We start from the raw sequence: 225 nt of genomic DNA on the forward strand, positions 1-225 counted from the left end.
TGACCGCGGCCATGCCGCGGGCGACTCGGGCCGTCCCGAGTCGGACCCCCAGGGGGGCCCGCCGCCCGGTCCCGACCAGGCGCCGCAGTCGCCCGCCGACACGTACCTCCAGGACGCCTACGACCAGGACCCCTACCGGGCGCAGGACATCGCCGCCCAGGACCCGGTCGCCGAAGCCCTGTACGACCGCGCGGCACACCCCCCGCCCCCGCCGGGCACACACCC

The 225-nt window shown here is 78.7% G+C and carries 1 protein-coding gene; it reads left to right on the forward strand.

The window, feature by feature from the left end:
* A partial coding sequence (locus AOK18_RS33305) for a hypothetical protein (protein ID WP_167738681.1) occupies positions 1-225 on the forward strand: 225 nt, incomplete at both ends.

Origin of the sequence: Streptomyces prasinopilosus, assembly GCF_001419695.1 — a bacterium.
Lineage (GTDB): Bacteria > Actinomycetota > Actinomycetes > Streptomycetales > Streptomycetaceae > Streptomyces > Streptomyces prasinopilosus.